At 45.0% G+C, this 21,530-nt stretch carries 15 protein-coding genes; 8 read left to right on the top strand and 7 right to left on the bottom strand.

Going from position 1 to position 21,530, the window contains the following annotated elements; translation table 11 throughout:
* Positions 1-58: 58 nt before the first annotated feature.
* Positions 59-1,651: a M16 family metallopeptidase gene (locus MN210_RS09615; RefSeq protein ID WP_338412119.1), complete on the bottom strand. Its 1,593-nt coding sequence runs from the start codon at positions 1,649-1,651 to the stop codon at positions 59-61.
* Between the two features lie 497 nt (positions 1,652-2,148).
* Between MN210_RS09615 and mnmG the strand changes: the two genes are divergently transcribed.
* The 4 genes from mnmG to MN210_RS09595 all read left to right on the top strand — a co-directional run bounded on the left by mnmG (position 2,149) and on the right by MN210_RS09595 (position 6,168).
* The gene (gene mnmG, locus MN210_RS09610; RefSeq protein ID WP_011960998.1) at positions 2,149-4,077 is read left to right on the top strand and encodes a tRNA uridine-5-carboxymethylaminomethyl(34) synthesis enzyme MnmG; all 1,929 of its coding nucleotides are present in this window, start codon (positions 2,149-2,151) and stop codon (positions 4,075-4,077) included.
* 133 nt (positions 4,078-4,210) lie between these two features.
* A complete protein-coding gene (locus tag MN210_RS09605) occupies positions 4,211-5,191 on the top strand; it encodes an AEC family transporter (protein WP_110816842.1) in 981 nt (326 codons plus the stop codon).
* Between the two features lie 133 nt (positions 5,192-5,324).
* Positions 5,325-5,672, top strand: a complete 348-nt coding sequence (locus MN210_RS09600) for a hypothetical protein (RefSeq protein ID WP_041773343.1) — start codon at positions 5,325-5,327, stop codon at positions 5,670-5,672.
* A 148-nt stretch (positions 5,673-5,820) separates the two neighbouring features.
* Positions 5,821-6,168: a hypothetical protein gene (locus MN210_RS09595; protein ID WP_110816841.1), complete on the top strand. Its 348-nt coding sequence runs from the start codon at positions 5,821-5,823 to the stop codon at positions 6,166-6,168.
* Between the two features lie 94 nt (positions 6,169-6,262).
* Here the strand turns inward: MN210_RS09595 and MN210_RS09590 are convergent, their stop codons facing one another.
* The 3 genes from MN210_RS09590 to MN210_RS09580 form a co-directional block, all read right to left on the bottom strand.
* Positions 6,263-7,264, bottom strand: a complete 1,002-nt coding sequence (locus MN210_RS09590; protein ID WP_011960993.1) for an LLM class flavin-dependent oxidoreductase — start codon at positions 7,262-7,264, stop codon at positions 6,263-6,265.
* A gap of 328 nt (positions 7,265-7,592) precedes the next feature.
* A complete protein-coding gene (locus tag MN210_RS09585; protein WP_338412118.1) occupies positions 7,593-10,157 on the bottom strand; it encodes a membrane-bound PQQ-dependent dehydrogenase, glucose/quinate/shikimate family in 2,565 nt (854 codons plus the stop codon).
* A gap of 319 nt (positions 10,158-10,476) precedes the next feature.
* Positions 10,477-11,406, bottom strand: a complete 930-nt coding sequence (locus tag MN210_RS09580; RefSeq protein WP_110816837.1) for a LysR substrate-binding domain-containing protein — start codon at positions 11,404-11,406, stop codon at positions 10,477-10,479.
* Between the two features lie 316 nt (positions 11,407-11,722).
* Between MN210_RS09580 and MN210_RS09575 the strand changes: the two genes are divergently transcribed.
* The 3 genes from MN210_RS09575 to MN210_RS09565 all read left to right on the top strand — a co-directional run bounded on the left by MN210_RS09575 (position 11,723) and on the right by MN210_RS09565 (position 15,249).
* Positions 11,723-13,615, top strand: coding sequence for an AmpG family muropeptide MFS transporter (locus MN210_RS09575; RefSeq protein WP_338412117.1), 1,893 nt, complete (start codon positions 11,723-11,725; stop codon positions 13,613-13,615).
* Between the two features lie 17 nt (positions 13,616-13,632).
* Positions 13,633-14,562, top strand: coding sequence for a peptide chain release factor N(5)-glutamine methyltransferase (gene prmC / locus MN210_RS09570; protein WP_338412116.1), 930 nt, complete (start codon positions 13,633-13,635; stop codon positions 14,560-14,562).
* 228 nt (positions 14,563-14,790) lie between these two features.
* Positions 14,791-15,249, top strand: a complete 459-nt coding sequence (locus tag MN210_RS09565) for a DMT family transporter (RefSeq protein WP_110816835.1) — start codon at positions 14,791-14,793, stop codon at positions 15,247-15,249.
* A gap of 28 nt (positions 15,250-15,277) precedes the next feature.
* On the opposite strand, the gene MN210_RS09560 is transcribed toward MN210_RS09565, so the two are convergent.
* From MN210_RS09560 to MN210_RS09550, 3 genes are all read right to left on the bottom strand, one after another.
* Positions 15,278-16,060 (bottom strand): AraC family transcriptional regulator, encoded by a 783-nt coding sequence (locus tag MN210_RS09560; protein ID WP_338412115.1) that lies wholly within the window; start codon positions 16,058-16,060, stop codon positions 15,278-15,280.
* A gap of 159 nt (positions 16,061-16,219) precedes the next feature.
* Positions 16,220-18,640 carry a bifunctional 23S rRNA (guanine(2069)-N(7))-methyltransferase RlmK/23S rRNA (guanine(2445)-N(2))-methyltransferase RlmL gene (gene rlmKL, locus MN210_RS09555; protein WP_338412114.1) on the bottom strand — a complete coding sequence of 807 codons (2,421 nt, stop codon included), beginning with the start codon at positions 18,638-18,640 and terminating at the stop codon, positions 16,220-16,222.
* A 278-nt stretch (positions 18,641-18,918) separates the two neighbouring features.
* Positions 18,919-20,091 (bottom strand): mechanosensitive ion channel family protein, encoded by a 1,173-nt coding sequence (locus tag MN210_RS09550; RefSeq protein ID WP_110816832.1) that lies wholly within the window; start codon positions 20,089-20,091, stop codon positions 18,919-18,921.
* 297 nt (positions 20,092-20,388) lie between these two features.
* On the opposite strand from MN210_RS09550, the gene MN210_RS09545 reads away from it, so the two are divergent.
* Positions 20,389-21,495 carry an RNA-guided endonuclease InsQ/TnpB family protein gene (locus MN210_RS09545; protein WP_338412113.1) on the top strand — a complete coding sequence of 369 codons (1,107 nt, stop codon included), beginning with the start codon at positions 20,389-20,391 and terminating at the stop codon, positions 21,493-21,495.
* The last annotated feature ends 35 nt before the right edge of the window (positions 21,496-21,530 follow it).

Genomic DNA, 21,530 nt, shown 5'->3' with positions numbered 1-21,530 from the left:
GTTTTATTGGTGGTCAATGGCAATTGGTCTGGCATTTATTGGCGCATAATTAGCGGTTTTATGGTTTAGCTGGCATGGGCTGATCTGGCATAGAATTAGAGGCAGGCAGGCCGCTACGTGTCTCAGCAGGCTCTACATACATCACATTTAAGTTATTATTAACTAAATATTTGCTTGCAGCTGCATTGACATCTGCGCTGGTTACTTTGGCCAACTTATCAGGTAAAGTGGTGACCAAACGATCATCCAAACCGCGTACTTGTAAGCTGCCTATCATATTGGCTTGACCGGCCATACTGTCTTGCGAGAACACAAAACCATTTATTGCGTTGTTGCGAGCCCGCTCAAGTTCTTGCTTGCTGATGGTCTGGGTTTTTAATGTATCCATCTCATCTATAATTGCTTTTTGTGCTTGAGCCAAGCTTACTCCCTCACGAGGAGTGGCTTGCACCATAAACAGCCCATCACCCCGTTCATAAGCATCATAATAAGCCACCACTGAGGCCAGTAAACCTTGCTTGCGCACTAAGTTTTTTTCGAAGCGTGCAGCATAGCCGCCATCCATAATATATTGCAGCATTAACAGCTCATAGACCTCTTTATCAGAGCTGTTAGCGGTTATGGCGCTGGGCAGAGTGGGCACATTAAATGCCATAATTAAGGTGGGAACATTGACCGTTTCTTTTACAGTCTGCTGCTGATATCCGCGAAAAGCTTGCTGCTGTACTGAGGGACGCTGAGGAATGGGTTTGTGCTTGATCGACCCAAAATAATGCTCAACTTTTTTTAGGGTCTCTTTAGGATTGACATCACCCACGATAACCAAGGTGGCGTTGTTTGGGGCATACCAGGTGTCATACCACTGTTGTAAGTCTTTGATATCGGTATTGGCAATCTCATCCATCGGGCCAATGACGGACTCGCCTTTGGGGCTATCAGGCAGGGCCATTTTGCGAAACTTTTCAAAGGCGCGCGCCAAAGGATTGTCATCGGTACGTTGGCGGCGCTCCTCCATCACCACGTTGCGCTCTTGGGCAAATTCTTGGACAAATTCATCACTGTCAAAGCGCAGATTCACCATGCGATCAGACTCAAGCTCTAATGCCAAATCAAGGCGATTTACTGGAAACATCTCATAGTAGCCGGTGTAGTCATAGCTGGTAAAGGCATTATGATCGCCGCCAAACTTGGCAATTAAGCGATCAAAGTCGGCACCTGAGACTTTTTTGGTACCTTTAAACATCATGTGTTCAAGCAGATGTGAGATACCGCCTTTGTCCTTAGGCTCATCGGTTGACCCCACACCATACCAAATTTGAGTCATGGCAACCGGCGCTCTGTGGTCCTCTTTAATGATGACTTTTAACCCATTATCTAGTTGATATTCATGACGGCTATCATCATCAGCAAAGTGTGTGTCCGCTGAGGATACAGCGGGACGGGCAGCCTTGTTATCTGTGTCACTTTGGGCTGCCGGTAAGCTACTGCAAGCGGCCAGCGCTGTGATGGTCATTGCCGCCAATACGCTCAGCTTGAGGCGCTTGATACCCGCATGAGGTGAGGCTTGGGGTGATGAGGCAAGGGTTGGGTGTGAATTTGATGAAGTGTGATGGCCGGTTGCTGGGCAATGGGTTAAAAAATCAGTTTTCATGCAGTCCTCAAGTTATCGGTTTAAAAAGGTGTTATAACCTATAGGCTGTTCAATAGAGCAATAAAATCATTAGTATGGGGTTGATTTTAATTATTATAGCTATAGATAGCATAGGGTAGCGTTATTGGCACCGTTGTCATATGCCTATAATGTGAACTTTTATTACCCAATCTTTATTGTTGGCACGCGATGATGGTATTTTGCGCGGTTTTAGCAGATGGATGTTCTGCTGACGCCTATATCAATACAGTATCAATAGTGATAACCCATACCGTCATAACCCTAATTGTATAGTGGCTTTGGTTTCACTACAGCTGGTGGCTGAATTTTGCTATAATTATCCGTTACCCTATTTTTAGTAAGTTTGAGCTTTTGTGGCGACTGCCACCCGAGTGTCTTTCCCGATTAGTGGGTCTTTTGATGAGGGCAGTGTTATAGCGAATCAAAAAGACCCTCCCTTTTAGTAATGTGCTGGTTAAACAGCAGGCGAGGCGTTTATGTCATCTACTTCCACATCGAATACCGCTGGTATCACTTATCCTAAGGCCTATGACGTTGTTGTCATTGGTGGGGGACATGCCGGTACCGAAGCAGCATTGGCGGCTGCGCGTATGGGCGCACAAACGCTATTGCTGACCCATAATATTGAGACATTAGGACAGATGAGCTGTAACCCAGCCATTGGGGGTATTGGCAAATCGCACTTGGTACGTGAGATTGATGCGTTAGGCGGCGCTATGGCTTTGGCCACTGATAAGGCAGGTATCCAGTTTCGGGTATTAAACAGCCGTAAAGGGGCTGCAGTGCGTGCCACCCGAGCTCAAGCCGATCGTATTTTGTACAAAGCCGCCATTCGCCATACGCTAGAAAATCAGCCTAACTTAGATTTATTTCAGCAAGGCGCTGATGATATTTTGGTCGAAAATGGCAAAGCCTGTGCGGTAGTAACGGCGACGGGTATTATCTTTCGAACCAAGACAGTGGTGCTGACGTCAGGCACTTTCTTAGGCGGTGTGATCCACATTGGCTTAGATAACTCTAAAGGCGGACGTGCCGGCGACCAGCCCTCAATCAAATTGGCTGAGCGTTTGCGTGAATTAAAGCTGCCTGTGGGGCGATTAAAGACAGGGACACCTGCGCGTATCGATGCACGCACGGTAGACTTCAGTGTGATGCAGACGCAGCCAGGGGATACGCCGCTACCTGTCATGAGCTTTATGGGTAATGTGGATATGCATCCTGAGCAGGTGAACTGCTTTATCACCCATACCAATGAAAAGACGCACGACATTATCCGTAAGCATCTAGACCGCTCACCTCTGTTTTCAGGTACTATTGAAGGGGTAGGTCCGCGCTATTGTCCCTCCATTGAGGATAAAATCCACCGTTTTGCGGACAAAAATAGCCATCAGATTTTTATTGAGCCAGAAGGCTTGACCACCCATGAGCTATACCCAAATGGTATCTCAACCAGTCTGCCCTTTGACGTGCAGCTTGAGTTTATTCGTACCATGGCCGGTCTAGAGAATGCACATATTACTCGCCCAGGCTATGCCATCGAGTATGATTACTTTAATCCGCAAAATCTTAAGCCCACGTTAGAAACCAAGTCTATTGATAGCTTATACTTTGCCGGTCAAATTAATGGTACCACAGGCTATGAAGAAGCTGGCGTGCAGGGGTTATTGGCCGGGGTCAACGCCGCCTTATCTACCCAAGACAATCCAGTAATGGACAGCTGGACACCACGCCGTGACCAAGCGTATCTGGGCGTGTTGGTCGATGACTTAATTACCCACGGGACAAAAGAGCCGTATCGTATGTTCACCAGCCGCGCCGAATACCGCCTATTGCTGCGTGAAGACAATGCCGATCAGCGTTTGACTGAAATTGGTCGCAAGCTTGGCTTAGTGGATGACACCCGCTGGCAGGCTTATCAGCAAAAAATGGAATCGATGGCCACTGAATCTGCGCGTCTAAAAGACTTGTGGGCCACACCGCACAACGAGCTTGGCAAAAAATTCACTGAGCAAACCGGTGAAGTGTTGTCAAAAGAGGCCACCGCTTATGACTTATTAAAGCGTCCCAATGTGGGCTTTAACGACATCGCTGCGGTCACGGGTGCACAAGTGGCGGCTGATGTGGGTGAACAGATTGAAATCTCAGTCAAATATGCAGGCTATATCGATCGTCAGCAAGAAGACATTGATCAGATGAAGCGCTTAGAGAATACGCAGCTGCCTGCTGATTTTGATTATAAAGCGGTATCAGGTCTGTCCAATGAGATTGTACAAAAGCTCAATGATATTCGTCCGGCAACTTTGGCCCAGGCCAGCCGCATCAGCGGGGTTACCCCAGCTGCCATTCAGCTTTTGGGTATGACGTTGAAAAAACAGAAAAAAGCCAAAGCGGCGTTAGATATCTAGTAGCCTAGTCGCACTGAGCACTGGCGAGGCTCACTTAGCGCCTAGGCTTACTTAGTGCTAAGTGCTAGACAAAAAATTGTGCGGCAATTATGATGAACTCAACCGCTAGCTATAACCAAGCTTTGAGAGAGCCATGATTGACGCCATTGTCTTTGCTTTAAATATTGTACTGCCCAACCTGATACTGATGGGGTTGGGCTTTTTTATGTATAAACAGGGTCAAATTAGTAAAGCCTTTATTGATCAAGCCTCAAAGCTGGTATTTAACTATGCTTTGCCTTGTTTGCTGTTTTTTAGCGTCATAAAAAGTAAGGTGGACTTTGCTGAGCAGTTAAACCTAATTGCGGCAGGTCTGCTGGTGACGTTAGTGTTATTTTTTGGCTCAGAAATTTATGCTAAGTACTTTATTGAGCGTAATGAAGATAAAGGTGTATTCGTCCAAGGCGTCTTTCGCAGTAACATGGCCATTATTGGCTTGGCCACAGTGGCCAACGCTTATGGCAATGAGGGGCTGAGTATCGGTGCTGTTTATATGGGGGTGATTACTCTGGTATTTAACGTGCTTGCAGTGATTACTTTAACCCGTACCCCAACAGGCGAATCAAAGCCGCAAGCCCGTCAGCGTGGCTACGCCCTTATGCTGGGTAAAAAAATAGTTACCAATCCATTAATTCTCTCCTTATTGGCCGCCTTTGCTTACAAAGCTTTGGCTGCCTCTTTAAACCTTCCTCAACTACCCAATGTGGTGACTCAGACCGGCTCACTTCTGGCTGCATTATCTCTGCCTTTGGCACTGATTTGTGCTGGTGCCACTATTGATATGCGCTCTATGCTTGCCTTATCTGGGCTATCTATGCAGGCCAGTGTGGGCCGTATTGTTATCGCACCTGTCTTAGCAGTATTGGTAGGACTTGCGTTTGGGCTCACTGGGGTGCACTTAGGTGTTTTATTTTTGATGGTTGCATCACCGACAGCCGCAGCCAGCTATGTCATGGCCAAGGCTATGGGAGGCAATGAAGTGCTTGCTGCCAATATCCTAGCTTTTACCACTGTCTTCTCCTTGTTTGGGATGGCAATAGGGGCGGCCATTTTACGTGGGCTTGGGTGGATGTAAGGCTAAAAGACGGATGCCATTAATAACAGCTAACGGCTAGCCAACCTTGTCATTGTGCATTGATAATGTTACAGTTTTGCGCCTGTGGCCTACGCGTCAATTGTTTTAATCCGTATACAGTGAATTTGTGATTATGATCAAAAAAATCAGCACTCAAGTGTGCTGGGTGAGTGCTATGTTAATGGCACTGCCTGCTCAAGCGTTGCCCACCAGTGAAGTGATTTTTGCCAAAGGCAGTGATTGTGGACAGTATCAAGGTGATTTAACCACAGGCCGAATGTTTAGTGTTGAAATGACGGCTAACCAGACGCTAGTTGTGAAGACCGATGGTCATGTACAAAGTGTGACCGATAGCAAAGGGCGGCTGCTTAATGATGAAGGCGGTGCCAATTATCGTTACGTTGCTAAGAGCTCTGGTACACATACTATTAAGCTGGTTGGCCGCGTTGAAAGCCAAGTAGAATTTTGTGTGTTGCAATAAAGTACAGCGCCTTTGAAAAAAGACAGTTAACCATTGTGTGCCCCTAACTTGAGTGCTATATTAATTAATATAAAGGACTGAAATTAACTGTTTAAAAAGTTTCACAGCATTTTATCAAACTATAGTGGGCGACAGGGAGTATGGCACTATGAAATCAAAATGGTTTATCAAAGGCAGCGTATTAGCTTTGGCGGTGTCACTGTCTGTGGCCGCGCAAGCATTGCCCACTACTCAGGTGACTTTTGCCAAAGGCAGCTATTGTGGCAGTTATACCGGTAGCTTACAAAATACGCGTTTATTTAAGATCTTTTTGGGCGCCAATCAAGAGTTGGTGATTAATACTGACGCTGATGTTCGCTCAGTTAGAGACAGTAAAGGCAAAATTTTGCCTGATCAAGGCGAGTATGATTATCGCTATGTCACTCACAATAAGGGTGAACATACCATCAGAGTAGTAGGCTCAGGCTTTCATACGGTAGAGTTTTGTGTTTATTAACATGTGCAGTCTTAAGCCTTACCTATTAAAAAAGCCGATATCTGTAGATATCGGCTTTTTTATTTCTTTGCCTATTATGCTTGATGACTTACGCTTAGGGATTTAAATCGAAAATCTCAAGCTCAGGTACCAAGTCCAAAGAGTGCAGGCGCGCCTGCTGATCATAAATATTAGCAGTGACCATCAGCTCATCAGGCTTATGCTCCTCCAAGAAATGCTGTAATAGAGGACGCACGCGTCCAACACTGCCAATAAAAGATACCGCTAAGGCATCATCGACCATGGCTTTTTCAGGGGCGCTCCAGATACTGTCCATCGACTCTACGGGCGCGGGTACTTGACCACGGCCACCACGGCGTAAGCGCACAAAGCTTTGCTGTGCAGAGGTAAAATGATAGCGAGCCGTGGCATCATCATCTGCAAGTAGCATATTGGCCGCAAGCATCACATACGGCTTATCCAAATACTGTGAGGGTTCAAAGTTTTCGCGATACGTGGTAATGGCCTGCGTCATCATACGCGGCGCAAAATGTGAGGCAAATGAATAAGGCAAGCCAAGCTTAGCCGCTAAGGTGGCACCAAACAGTGAGGAGCCTAAAATCCAAACTGGCACCTTGCTATGAGCACCTGGGAAGGACTGAACCGGACTGTTGTCTGAGTCGCTACCCAAAAAGAACATCAGCTCCTGCACATCTTGTGGAAAGCGATCGGCATCGTGCATCTGACGGCGCAGTGCTCGAAAGGTTGCCCCATCTGTGCCAGGCGCACGGCCCAATCCCAAGTCAATACGATCCCCATATAAAGCATGCAGTGTACCGAACTGCTCAGCTATCACCAATGGCGCGTGGTTTGGCAGCATGACACCACCTGAGCCGATACGGATTTTGTTGGTTTTAGCACCAATATGCGAGAGCAGTACTGACGTTGCGGCACTGGCGATACCAGGCATATTGTGATGTTCTGCCATCCAAAAGCGGTTTAGGCCAATGGCTTCTGCCTTTTGTGCCATATCCACGGTATAAGCCACGCCCTGAGCAGTGGTTTGACCCTCAGGGATAGGGGCTAAGTCTAAAAAAGATAAAGGAGTTGCGCTCATAAGTCATCCATTAGCAGAGTCAATAAAGCCTTAAGCAGAAGCAAAAGAGTTTATTTATTGCTTATTAATAAATTTTTTGATGGTGTGCTAATGGTTGATATGAGCCTTGGCTGCTTAAGTTTCAAGTAGACCGGTTGAATATTAATAAACTAATAACAAGGCTACTTAACACATCAGTGCCATCATTAATCTAGGCTTCATCTTGGGGTATTGTAACAGTACGATCCAAAAAAATAAGGCACCCTAGGGCACCTTATTTTTATATCGTTATTAACCAATTAAATTAACCAAGTAACATTAACCAAGTAAATATGTTGATTGAGCAGGTTTATTTGGCCAGTTTATATGCAATCACATAATCACCAATTTTGGTTCCGACTGAGCCGTGACCACCGGCTACCAATACCACCATCTGCTCACCTTTTGAGTTTAAGTAAGTCATAGGTGTGGCTTGGCCACCTGCCGGTATACGCTGGTTCCAAAGCACATCACCGGTTGCTAAGTCATAAGCTCTGAAGTTGTTTTCAGTTGCAGCTGATAAGAAGGCCACGCCGCCTTTAGTGATGATAGGACCACCAATACCCGGTACACCCAGCTCAAACTTCAATGGTAAAGGCGATAGGTCTTGTACGGTACCGTTTTTGCGCTGATAAGCGATGTCGCCTGTGCTTAAGTTGGCGGCAGCAATCGTGCCCCAAGGTGGCTGCTGGCAAGGCACGCCAAGTGGCGATAAGAAAGGCCCCATCTCTACGGCATAATCGGCGCCTTCGTTGGCGTTAACCCCTTGCTCACCTTTGTTGGTCTCCACGTCACCTAAGCTGTGTTTAGGAATAAGCTTGGAGGTGAAGGCCAAATAAGTGGGCATACCAAACATGACACCACTTTCTGGATCAACCGCCAAGCTGCCCCAGTTAAAGGTACCAAAGTTACCTGGATATACCAACGTCCCATTGAGCGAAGGTGGCGTGTAGCGGCCCTCATAGTTCAGCTTATTAAACTCAATACGACACATCATTTGGTCGATTAAGCTTGCCCCCCACATGTCTTTTTCAGTTAAGCGTTTTGGCTCAAAGCTTAGTGCTGAGTAAGGCTGAGTGGGAGCAGCATGTTCCCCTGCTATCAAGTCACCTTGCGGTGCAGGGCGCTCTTTAATCGGTAAGATAGGCTCACCCGTAGCACGGTTTAACACATAAACATCACCTTGCTTAGTCGGAACCACAAGCGCAGGCTGCACGCCTTTATCGGTTTTTAAGTCCAATAATGTCGGCTGAGCAGGGGTGTCCATATCCCACAAGTCATGGTGTACGAACTGCTGTACCCAGCGTGCTTGTCCGGTTTTTAGATCTAAGGCAACCACAGAGGTGGCATACTTTTCTTCTTCAGAGGTGCGATAAACACCTAACTGATCAGGGGTACGGTTACCCATTGGGAAATAAGCCAAGCCTAACTTTTCATCAGCTGTGGCAATAGACCAAGAGTTGGGTGAACTGGTCTTGTACACTTGATTGGGATCGTTGACATCCAGCGGCGCAGTTTGTTGTGGGTTACCAGAGTCCCAGTTCCACTTAAGCTCACCTGTACGCACATCATAAGCACGGATAACACCAGAAGGTGAGTTAATATCATAGTTGTCATTGACTGCACCGGCTACGATAACCAGGTTACCGGCCACAACAGGTGGTGACGTTGAGTAATAAAAACCGGCTTGTTTAAATGGCATATTGTGCATCAAATCAAGCGCGCCGTTATCGCCAAAGTCTGCACAGCGTTGTCCGGTCTCAGGATTTAGTGCATAAAGCTTAGCATCTGAGGTAGGAATAAAGATGCGAGCATCACACTGCACAGGCGCATTATTAAAGGTATTGCCCTCGATTTTTTGCGCTGTAAGTGTCGTATTGTTAGCCGAGGTGGCGGCTGAAGCTTGAATGGCATTCACTGGCGATTGTGAGCCGGCATAAAAAGAGACGCCGCGACACGTTTGGTGCTGGCGCTTTTGGTTTTCACCCACCTTAGGATCAAAGGTCCATAGACTCTCACCCGTATCCGCATCTAGTGCCATTACCCAGTTGTGAGGGGTACATAGATATAGCGCATTGCCAATCTTCAGTGGTGTGGCTTGATATGTGGTTTCACCGATATCTTTAGGGCCTTTGACATCATCGGTTTGGATCTGCCAAGCCACTTCTAGATTTTTGACGTTTTCGGTATTAATTTGACTCAGGGGTGAATAGCGCTGACCATAATCGGTACGGCCATAAGCACTCCAATCTCCTTCAGGGGTCTGTTGACCGTTCGATAAGGCGTCGCCTAAGTTGGCTGTAGTGTCTGACGTACTGGTATTTAGATCTAAGCGGCCCAATTTGTCAGTGGGATTGTTGGCCATACTACCAAAAGATACCGCAGCACCGGCCACTACTGATGCCAATAAGCCCCAATAATAAAGTGGGTTACCCTTATTATCGGTATCGGCTGGCGCAGAAGTCAGCGGCTGGGATACAGGCGGCTGTACTTGAGCGGCACCTGTGCTTGAGGGGGTATGCAGGGTGTTGCCGGCAGGCGCAGTCAAGATTTTGGATTTATGATCTCCCATCTTCTTAGCGACCCAAGGCAGCAGCATGAGTAGACCGAAGATAAGTGGGAAGCCTAGGCGCGTGGCCAACGCCCACCAATAAAAGCCTGCTTCCCATACCGCCCAAATAACTGAGCCAATGATAAACAGGCTATAGAGGGCATAAGCCCCCCAATGTCTTTTTAGCAGTAGCCATGCGGTCAGTAGCATCATTATGCCCGCGATCACATAATAGGGGCTGCCTCCTAAGGATAGCAAGTAGCCGCCGCCAATAAGCAAGGGCAGCGCAAACAATGCCATCAAAATAGCCAGAAATTTTTGCATGAGAGGTTACCTTATGCGTGAATATGATTAACAAAAATCAAAGTCGGCTTATCGCCTAAGTGATCCTTCTGTCCTTGAAGGCTTAAATTACTTATAAAGCATAGATAGAGGGAAGGGATCTAACAATAAAGTATCTAATGTAAAGATAGCTTGCTTAAAGCTGTTGCTAGTTTATCACGGCGGCTATTAGCAGTTACAAAAAGCAAAAAAACTCTTGCGCCATCAAGGTGCAAGAGTAAAAAGCGTGTATCAATGAAAAGAAAATTAAGGTTGTGAGTCAACGCAAGTTTGATATCAACCGAGGGTTTTCAAAGAGCAGTTAGCTGCTAAATTGCTGTTGGCAAAGCTGAATAAATGCCTGCCCAAAGTGGCGAATCTCAGCGTCATCTCGCACCGCAATCCAACTGGTAAAGCGGCCAAAATGATCAACAGGAATGGCAGTCAGATTCTGGTAATGACCAGGCTCAAAGGCCATTTCAGCAATAATACCCACACCAAGGCCTGCCCCAACATAGGTACTAATCACATCGGCATCGAGAGCAGCAAGGACAATTTCAGGCTCAAGACCGGCATCGTGGAAGGTCTTATCAATGGCACTGCGACCTGTGAAGCCGCCGTGATAGGTGACCAAAGGATAGCTGGCAAGAGTCGGCAAATCAATACTGTCTAATTCTGCCAGTTCATGGTCTTTAGGCACGATAACACGGTGAGACCAATCATAATAACGGTAGCAGCGTAGATAAGAGTTTTGTAGCAGTGCTTCAGTAGCAATACCGATATCGGCTTGACCTCGAATGACCATATTGGCAATCGTTTGCGGATCGGCTTGCTGTAGCACCAGCTGCACCTTAGGGAACTGCTGCTTAAACTGCTTGATAATATCTGGCAGTACATAGCGTGCTTGGGTATGGGTGGTGGCTAGGGTTAGTGTACCAGTCTGTGGGTTGTTGTAATCAAGGCTGATATTCTCAATGGTGCGAATTTCGGTAAAAATTGCCTCAATATGGGGCAGTAGCGCTTCACCGACAGGGGTCAGTCCGGTTAAGCGCTTGCCTTGGCGCACGAAGACTTCGGCTTTTAATTGGTTTTCTAAAGCGGAGATGTGCTTTGACAGGCTTGATTGGCTAGTATGTAGCACTTGCGCCGCTTGGCTTAAGTTATAGCCATTAATTACGGTATGCCATACCGTCTCTAACTGTTTAAGCTGAATTTGTAAATGTCTTTGATTGACGATGACATCAATGGCCATAAATTTTTCCTATATCACTTCAGCAACACTTAAAAAGCTCACTCAAAACACGTCAGTGGCCAAAGCAAATTTAGCCTACTAAACATATAAAGAGCCTGCACAATAAGCCAAAGCTATCAGCTGAATTTATTAACTTAATTTATTATAAAGAGGGCACACCATTTAACCCAAACATTATACCGCTATTTGGTAACATATGCCCAGTTTCAGTGCACCAACTGCCGACTGTATTGTACGCGCAATACGATACGGCTAGTCAAGCCTGCCATTCTAAAGTAACATAACGGTTTTCTGATTTTATAACTATAGGTCTGCTATGTCTGTATCGACCCCTACTAAACGCAGCTCAAAAGCTGAGTTGTCCCCTGCCAAAAAATCTTGGATTGACTCTTTAAAGGCTTTTAAAGACCTGCGCGTCCTTATTATGTTCTTTTTAGGGTTCGCCGCCGGCTTGCCCATTATGCTGATTTTCTCAAGCTTGGGGCTTTGGCTGAATGAAGCAGGTGTGGATCTGAGTATCATCACCATGTTTAGTTGGGCAGGTCTTGGCTATGCGTTTAAATTCATCTGGGCGCCGCTTATTGATGCAATCCCTGTACCAATACTGACCAACTGGTTAGGGCGTCGCCGAGCATGGATGGTGGTCGCGCAGTTGCTGATTATTTTGGCCATTTATTTGATGGCCAGCGTCAACCCTGCTGAGGTCAATGTGCTGCATTTAATGGCAGCAGGATCCGTACTTTTAGGATTCTCCGCAGCAACGCAAGATATCGTCATTGATGCGTACCGTATTGAGCTTGCCCCGCCTGAAATGCAGCCGGTATTGTCCTCTATCTATGTTACCGGCTACCGCATCGGTATGATTGTCGCCGGTGCTGGATCTTTATATCTGGCCGTATACTTTGGCTCTACTGAAACGGCATATAGCTATGAGGCATGGCGTAATACTTACTATGTTATGGCGCTGATCATGACCCTACCTTTACTGACGACCTTTGCCGGCTACGAGCCGACCGCTGAGATTTTACAGATCAAAAAACAACAGCTTAACCTCAAGCTGTTCTCTATTTACTCGGCCATTTTATTGGTACCAGGTACTTTAATTGGGCTGCCGTATTTAATAGAAACCTTGTATAACAGACTGTCAGGTAGCAGTATGGTGTTGGTGCCTAAAACGGTTTATCCGCTACTAAATAACTATTTTGCTGTGGCCATCGCGGCTGCACCTTTGTTATTGCTGTTTTTGTTTATCAATCAGCCAAAAATTATTAATAAAGCGCCCACTGTGACCGAGTCCAAAAACGACTATCTCAGATTGGTATTGGTATTTGTACTATCCGTGGTGGTATTCGTGGCCGGTTATAACCTTATTGGTAAAGTACTTCCTGAGTTCGAAGATGCGCTGGCGGCCTTTTTAATCGCCACACTTCGCTTATTGGCAAGCTTAGGATTGGCAATTATCAGCGGTTTATTGTTGGTAAAAGTGGGCCTGGTCAAAAAAGAAGTGGCGATGGCCACTTGGATTAATCCTATCTTAGATTTTTTCCGCCGCTATGGCAAAAAGGCCTTGCTACTTTTGGCACTAATTGGCCTGTATCGTATCTCAGATATCGTCGCTGGCGTCATCTCAAACGTGTTTTATCAAGAGATGGGCTTTGATAAAACCCAAATCGCCGATGCGGTGAAGTTAGTTGGGGTTATTATGGCGATTGTCGGCGGCTTCTTAGGCGGTATGTTGGCTCAAAGAATGCGCATCATGCAGGTGATGATGCTCGGTGCTATCTTGGCGTCCTCTACCAACTTGTTATTCATCTTACTGACTTACCATCAAGGCAGTGTTGAGTATATGTATTTTGCGGTCATTGTCGATAACTTGGCATCAGGCTTTGCCAGTATGGTGTTTATTGCCTTCTTATCGGCGTTAACCTCGATTAAATTTACGGCGGTTCAGTACGCGATTTTTTCATCGATTATGACCCTAATTCCTAAGGTAATGGGTGGCTATTCAGGCTCTATTGTAGAGGCGACCAGCTGGCCGTTCTTCTTTACCTTTACCTTTGTTATTGGTATTCCGATTTTAGTGCTGATCTATTTGGTAGATAAGTATATCGTGATTGGCGGCAATGATGACATTTATGGCGACGATGTAGCAGCCAGTCAGCTGGCGCTTGATGATACTGCCAACACTCAGCCTGAAAGCAAAAAATAACCCAAGGTAGGATAGCAATGACGGCACAGCAGCGGTTGAGCATCAGCCAAATGAAAAAAAATGATTACGGTGATTTGCCTGAACACTGGGTCGCTGACTGGCTACTATATGTGTTACAAAAGCCTGCCTCATTTTTGATTACTGATGCAGAGTATAAGCTTACTGACGCTGAGCAAGCGCATTTTGAGTCTGGTATCGAGCAGATGCACTTTGGCACACCGCTGGCTTATCTGACTGGCAAGCAAGCATTTTGGTCGCTAGACTTCTTCGTTAATGAGCACACACTCATACCAAGACCAGATACGGAGGTGTTGATAGAGCAGGTATTAGCTTGGATTGATACGCATTATGCCCAAGTTCAGAACGATGATGCCGATGATATCAATGATGCCAACAAGTTGCCCAAGCGGTTATTGGACTTAGGCACAGGCTCAGGCTGTATCGCCATTAGTGTTGCGCATGAGCTGCAAATGTTAGCGCCCAATCATACAGCCAGTCAGTGGCAAGTGACCGCGATTGATTACTCTAACCCTGCTTTAGAGGTTGCTAGACGCAATGCGGCTTTAAATAACATCACCAATATTGAGTTTATCCAAAGCGATTGGTTTAGCGCATTAGAGGCAGATAATACAAATAAAGAGTCGCCACGCTTCGATGTCATCGTCTCCAATCCGCCTTATATCGTTGACAATGATGAGCACCTAGACAAGCTTAAAGCTGAGCCGTTATCGGCTTTGGTTGCGCCTGATAATGGGCTGGCTGATATTAGGCAGATAGCTGAGCAGGCGAGAGGCTATTTGGTAAGTGGCGGTCTGTTAGCGGTTGAGCATGGCTATGACCAAGGCGAGGCGTTGCGTCAAATATTCACTGACTTTGGCTATACACAGGTTAAGACCGTTCAAGATTATGGCGGCAATGATAGAGTGACGATGGGGGTTTATCTTTAACTATCGTAACGCTTATACCGAATCTAAAAATTAACATAGCAAGAAAACCGAGTGAGAACTATACATCTCGTATGTTAAATGATTTTGACAGCGCTAAGTTATTTTTAGGAAAGATATTACTTTATTACCTGAACGGCTTGTTTTATATCCCAAAAAGGTAGTTTTCTTGCTTTATTTTCGCCTGTATCGGCATACTTTTTTATAAAGTAACCGCACAGGCGTTAAGTTATGAATATTTTACCTTATGTGATTATCAGTTTATTAGGTGGCGCTATTGTGCCGCTACAACTCGCCATTGTAAATGCTTTTAGAGAAAGCACCCAAGCTTCACAAATTCAAGCTACTTTCTATTTGTATCTTGGTGGTACAGCTGCCTCGTTAATAATGTCGTATCTTATAAGTGGTGGTATTAAACCTCCAGAGGTCGCAAATGCAAGTTGGTGGATGTGGTCTCCAGGGTTTCTTGGTAGTCTTTATATTTTATTTATGTTTATTGCTGCACCAAAGATAGGATCGGGTAATACGCTATTATGGGTATTTCTTGGACAGATGTATTTTGCGATAATTCTAAGCCAAACAGGTCTGTTTGGGCTTGAAATTAGACAAATTGATGTTTATAAATTATCAGGCCTTTTGTTAGTAACGTTAGGTGGGTTAATTATGATTTATGGTGAATCTAAAAAGTAATAATTAGACAAATTAAAACCCATTTGTGCTATGAATTGATACGCATTTTATTAGGCGTTTGATTGTATGTTTGTTTAAATCGTCTTATAAAGGCAGGTACACTACGATAACCACATTGTTCGGCAATAATAGCGATTGGCAAATCTGTATCTAAGATAAGTCCTAGTGCTTTTTGCATACGTTTTTCGGTAATATAATCATTTGGCAAACATCCCAGTTGGTGCTTAAACACAGCCTTAAATTGGCTAGGACTGAGGCAGGCAACCTCTGCCAAAGATGCAATGCAATGAGGGGCTGCAATATCTTGGTCTATTCTGTTAATGACTTTGGTAATCCGAGAGTCTGGACGGTAAGGCCTATCGAGAGAGCTAATGAGTTCAGTTAATAGTTCAAGCATAAGCGCTTCAATTGTAGTATTGCCAGCAGTGGTTAATTGTTTTTCAATAAACTGTATAAACAACAGTGTCTTCTCATCAAGAGGAATGTGTAAATCACTATTTTTATAGTTATTAGCTTGATAGTTGTCATTGATGCCTTGAGAATTATTTCGTAGGAAATGATTCAGATTGAGCGTTTGAGGTAAGTCCATGACCAGAAAACGAAAATCCTCTTGTGCCTTAAACTGATGGAACATGTGGCTAGGTATAATCACTGCTTCACCATAATGAACGTTAAGCACCTCATCGTTCATTATCATGTTGATGGTGCCGGTGAGAGGAATAGTGATTTGCAGATGGCGGTGACTATGCCCCTTTGGCTGCTGACCATAGGTTCGAATAAATAAGCGCTGTGGCGGAGGTGCGTTACTCATAAAAGTATTCCTAGCGAATCATAGCAATGAGCCTAGAATACATTATTATTAAAACAAATATAATCGCATGAATAACAGATATGGTCATCACAAAGCTAAAGAAGCCCCGCTAGCTAACTAACGGGGCTTTATTTATGTGTAAAGTGCTATCACCAATTTTTAAAGCTTATGACGAATCTCAAAACTGTGGTGAATTGGCTTTTTGGGATTAAAGTCAAAACCAATGGTTTCACTGGTAATCTCAGTGACTTCATAACGATCATACAGCGTTTCATCTAACTCAAACTTAGTAAAGTTATTAGAGAAGTAAATCACACCACCATTAGCCAAACGGTTCATGGCACGGTTAATCAGTGCTGTGTGGTCACGTTGCACATCAAATGTCCCTTGGAACTTCTTTGAGTTTGAGAACGTTGGTGGATCGATAAATATCACATCAAACTGATCGGTATTGTCTTTAATCCAGTCAAAGATATCAGAGGCAATAAACTGATAACGGCTGGTGGTCACATCTAGACCATTTAGCGCAAAGTTTTGTTTGCCCCAGTCCAGATAGTTTTGCGATAAATCGACACTGGTCACTGATTTTGCCCCGCCAAGTGCGGCGTGAACACTGGCAGTACAGGTATAAGCAAATAAGTTTAATACATCCGCACCGCGGCTAGCAGAGCGAATCATACTACGCATATTTCTGTGGTCAATAAACAGGCCGGTATCTAGATAATCGGTGAAGTTAACATAAAAGTAAGCGCCGTCTTCTTGCACCACATGCATTTTACGTTTCTTTTGTGCCAGACGCTGAGCTTCTTGGCGCTTGGCCTCTTCACGGGCTTGCTGAAACTTATTGCCTTTATAGCGATTGCGGTTGTCCTTTTTAAGCTCTGGGGCATTTTTTGACTCTTTAGATTGAGCGCTGGCTTCAGGGTTGCCATATTGAGTGTTACCCACTTGTCGAGCACGGGTCTTGATAAAGATTTGCTCTCGGTTGATGCCAAACACTTCACGGATACCCATGAGCGCAAGATTAAAGCGTTTGCGAGCAGTTTCTGGTGGAATACTCTTCGGCGGAGCCCACTCTTGCACATGGACATAGTCGCCATAAACATCAATGGCCACTTTATAGTCGGGCAAATCTGCATCATAAACACGCAAGTTGGTCACATCTTCTTTGGCAGCCAGTTTTTTTAGATGGTTCACATTCTTTTGAAGACGGTTGACGAAATCTTGCGCTTCATCCACTTTAATTTCGGTTTTCTCAAAGCGGGTGATTAGGCTTTCGCCCTCTTTGCGGATCAGCTGACCATGACGGAAATACACGGTAATGGCGCCATTATGACAGCGCAAAGTTTGCGGGTCTTCAATAGGCAGCACGTCAGCTTGTTCGACATGAGCGGCAAGCAGACCCAGAATAGGTTGATATTTTTGTTTGGCAAAAATCTCTTTTAAAGTCAAACCTAGGCCTTGATACAAGGGCTTAATAAAGTCACTTTCGCCCAAACGCTCGCCATAAGGCGGGTTGGTAATCACCAAAGGACGTTTTAGCTTACGGTCTAATAGCGGTTTGGCCAAAGCTATCTTTAGCTGTGACAGCGGACGCTGCTCTAAGGTCAAATGTGGAATAATCTCAATAAGGCCTGCGGCAATTAAGTTTTTGTGGGTGGCTTTAATCGCGCCAGCATCAGCATCGAAGCCCATAATCGTTGGCAATTTACCTGAGGCGGCTTTTTCTAAGCCCGTATGAAAGCGCTGTTGTGCCTCATTGACACACTGCTGCCACAGCTCAGAGTTGTGCTCATGCCAGTGATAAAAACCAAATTGTGATTCTGCTTTATCGATGCCCACCGCATAGTCGCACTGCATCAGTAGCGCTTCGATAATAAAGGTACCTGAGCCACACATCGGGTCAATGAGAGCGCTGTAGCTGTTTTTGGTTTTATGCCAGCCCACGCTGTACAGTAGGCCTGCAGCTAAGTTCTCTTTTAGCGGTGCATCTGTCATGGCGACACGGTAGCCACGGCGGTGCAAGCTGGTACCCGATAAGTCTAAAAAAATCTCTGCCTGTTTGTCATTCACCGTGGCATAAATCGGAAAATCTGGATGATTGCTGTCAACATCAGGGCGGGCATCGAGCTTCTCGGTGAATGTATCGGCAATGGCATCTTTGATACGCAGCATCGCAAACTGCTGGCTCACTTGAACTCTTTTATCAACGCTCATGCGAATCGCAAAGGTATTATCGAGCCCAAACCACTGGGTCCAATCAATGGTCTTTGCAAGGCCATTTAGCTGCTCAGCAACATCGTATTCTTTATTAATATTACGCTTTTTGAGTGGTAGTAATACCCGTGAGGCGACACGTGACCACAGACATATACGATACACCTGCTCTAACGTGGCCGAGACACTCAGACGCCCCGTACTTTTGATGTCACTGACGATATCCATGTGACTCAGCTCTGTTTGCAAAGGTGCTTCTAAGCCGTCGGCACAAGTGATAACAATATCATAGCGTGTGCTGGATGGAGTATCGTCTGTTGCGTTGGTGGTTAAGGGGGTATTTTCGGATGTAGGGGTGGACATAGGTGGCCTTTACGTTTGTGTTGCTTAGTCATGCACCAGCCCATTCAATGATATTGAATTGACGAGAGGATGCAGATTTAAAGTATGAGTTAAGCTAAGAGGTTGTTATAAGGGGTGTGGTGATTTAAACCAGTATTTATGGTCAGTGATTTTAACACAATCGCTGGCAAGGCACTGCAAATTAATCTGTCCGTTGACATACTTTTCACCCATTTGGGCAAAACCTCCCTGCCTTTATTTAGAGGTCATGACACGTTGTTTTGTACTGATGTGCTGTGCTATTTTTTATCGCTGATATGGGTGGTGACCTCGAAGGGCTTGGTATCAATGGGATAATCCACATCTTTGGGCATTAAGATGCGCATATGCGGATAGGGGATAGCAATATCTGCCGCTTGTAGCTGAGTTTTGATTTGCTCATGTAGCGCCTCTTTAATACGCGGAATACGTGGTACTGCTGCTGGCGTGACCCAAAAACGCACAATAAATACCGCACCAAAATCACTAATATGATCAATGGTAGCAGACGGCTCAGGGCGTTTAAGAATGTTATCCATATCACTGATAACATTAAGAATGACTTGGCGTGCCGCTTCTATATCTGCTTCTAGGGCAATGCGAGCTTGAATATCAAAACGAATAAAGTTTTTGGAGGTTAAGTTAGTCACCTCGGATGAGGCGACTGTCGCATTGGGGATGATAATTGTAATGTTATCCCGGGTTAAAATATGAGTCGTACGCAAGGAGATAACAATCACACGTCCTTCTTTATCACCAAGACTAATCCAGTCACCGACCTGAAAGGACTGTTCAAGCAAGATGGTAATACCTGAAATAAAGTTAGCAATCGTAGACTGCGCCGCAAAACCCACTGCCAAACCGACAATACCTAAACCTGCAACCAAGGAGACAATATCGAAACCAAACTGTGCCATGACGCTGGCCAGACCTAATACCACAATAAGCACAGAAAATACATTTTTAAGCAATTGCTCAATAGAGGCATTGAGGCCGTAATGCTTAAGCACACGGCTAATCACCTGCTCAGAGGAGGTCCATAGCACATAATAGATACCGGCCCAAATACTGGCCTTGGCTGTGGCTTTGACAGTGGATGGCTCAATATTAATCTGACTCATTACCGCTATAAGGCAGCTGACCACCCAAATGTAGCGGATGGTGGAGCGGGCAATACTCATACGCTTGTCGCTAAGCTTTAACCGCTCTTTATTGTGTTTAATCATATAGATAAACAGCCAATATAGACAGCCAAGAATAGCCAGTAGGATAATAATCTTAATGGTGGTACTGGCCAGTTCAGCACCACGTGATGCCCAGTCATGGGTCTCTTCTTCTAGATCACCACCGATGGCAAGATATAAGCTCGAATATAAGTCGTGCATAATTTCTTGAAAAAATGCGCTAATCTTTGAGCCGGTCTCTTTTGCCATTGCACTTCCTATAAATCGTGAGTATTTGGAGCAGTTAGGATTCTTGGTTTTAAAGTAGTAATATACAACAAAATGAGATAAGTTGAGACCATCTTGCGATGCGCTTATGCACTATCTATAAAAACATCCTGCTATACAAAATACCCTGCTATAAAAAAACACCCTATAGTTAGAGTGTCTTTATCACCGGTCGCCTTAAAACCACCTACTTCAGGGGGTGGATATAAGGCGACACACACTGTCGTGATTAGTACTTAAAGTATTGCAAGTTAAAATTAACCTCGCCATACTAACCCTATGAAAACCCTCAAGCTACGCATCAAAGACAAACACGTAAACCAGCTAAACAAACTAGCTGGGAGTGTTAACTATGCGTGGAACTATGTTAATGCGTTAAGCTTTGAGCATTTAAGACGCACAGGTAAGTACTTTTCGGCCTATGATTTAAGCCAATACACCAAAGGCAGTGGTGAGTATTTAGGCTTGCACTCGCAAACTTTGCAAGCCATTAACGAGACTCATGCCAAATCTCGTAAACAATTTAAAAAAGCCAAACTTAATTGGCGCACCAACCGACCCGATGCCAAACGCAAATCGCTTGGTTGGATACCTTTTAAAAAGTCTGCTATCAAGTATCTACATACAAGACAGACAGGCAAAAAGGCACTGAAATCAACCATACAGCTATCGCTCTGTAAAGGTCAAAAGGTAATCATAGACGTATTTGATAGCTACAATTTGTCTTTGTATCAAATTAATACGCTTGAGATAGTGCAAGACAGCCGTCATCGTTGGTATGCCTGTATTACCGTCAAAGACTTTCCTAGACAAGCAAGTGGCAAAGGCAGCGTTGGTATTGACTTAGGCTTAAAGGAATCTGCTACCACCTCAAACGGTGACAAGCTGACAACCAAACAAACGCAAAAGTGGGCTAAAAAGCTTGCAATAGCTCAAAGAGCGAAAAACAAACAGCGGGTGAAAGCAATCCACGCCAAAATCAAAAACTCAAGATTAGATGCCATACACAAATTCACCACCCAATTAGTTAAGGATAATACCTTGATTGTGGTTGGTGATGTTAAATCACGCTCATTCACTAGTAAAAAAACCAACCTAGCTAAATCAACATACGATGCAGGATGGTTTGAACTCAAAAGACAACTGGACTATAAATGCAAGTATGCAGGTTGTCAGCTTGAGATAGTAAATGAGAGTTACACTACCCAAACCTGTTCGCACTGTCTTAAAATAAGTGATAGTAGTCCGAAAGGTAGAGCGGGACTTGGAATAAGAGGATGGAGGTGTGCTGAGTGTGGCACATGGCATGATAGAGATATTAATGCTGCTAAGAACATCCTTGCGGTCGGGCTTGACCGTCTAGCTGTAGGAATCCCCTCGGTTTAGCGAGGGGAGGAAGTCAAGAATAGCACAATACGTGT

Source organism: Psychrobacter raelei (assembly GCF_022631235.3).
Taxonomy (GTDB): Bacteria; Pseudomonadota; Gammaproteobacteria; order Pseudomonadales; family Moraxellaceae; genus Psychrobacter; species Psychrobacter raelei.
This window is presented reverse-complemented; position numbering and strand designations above follow the sequence as displayed.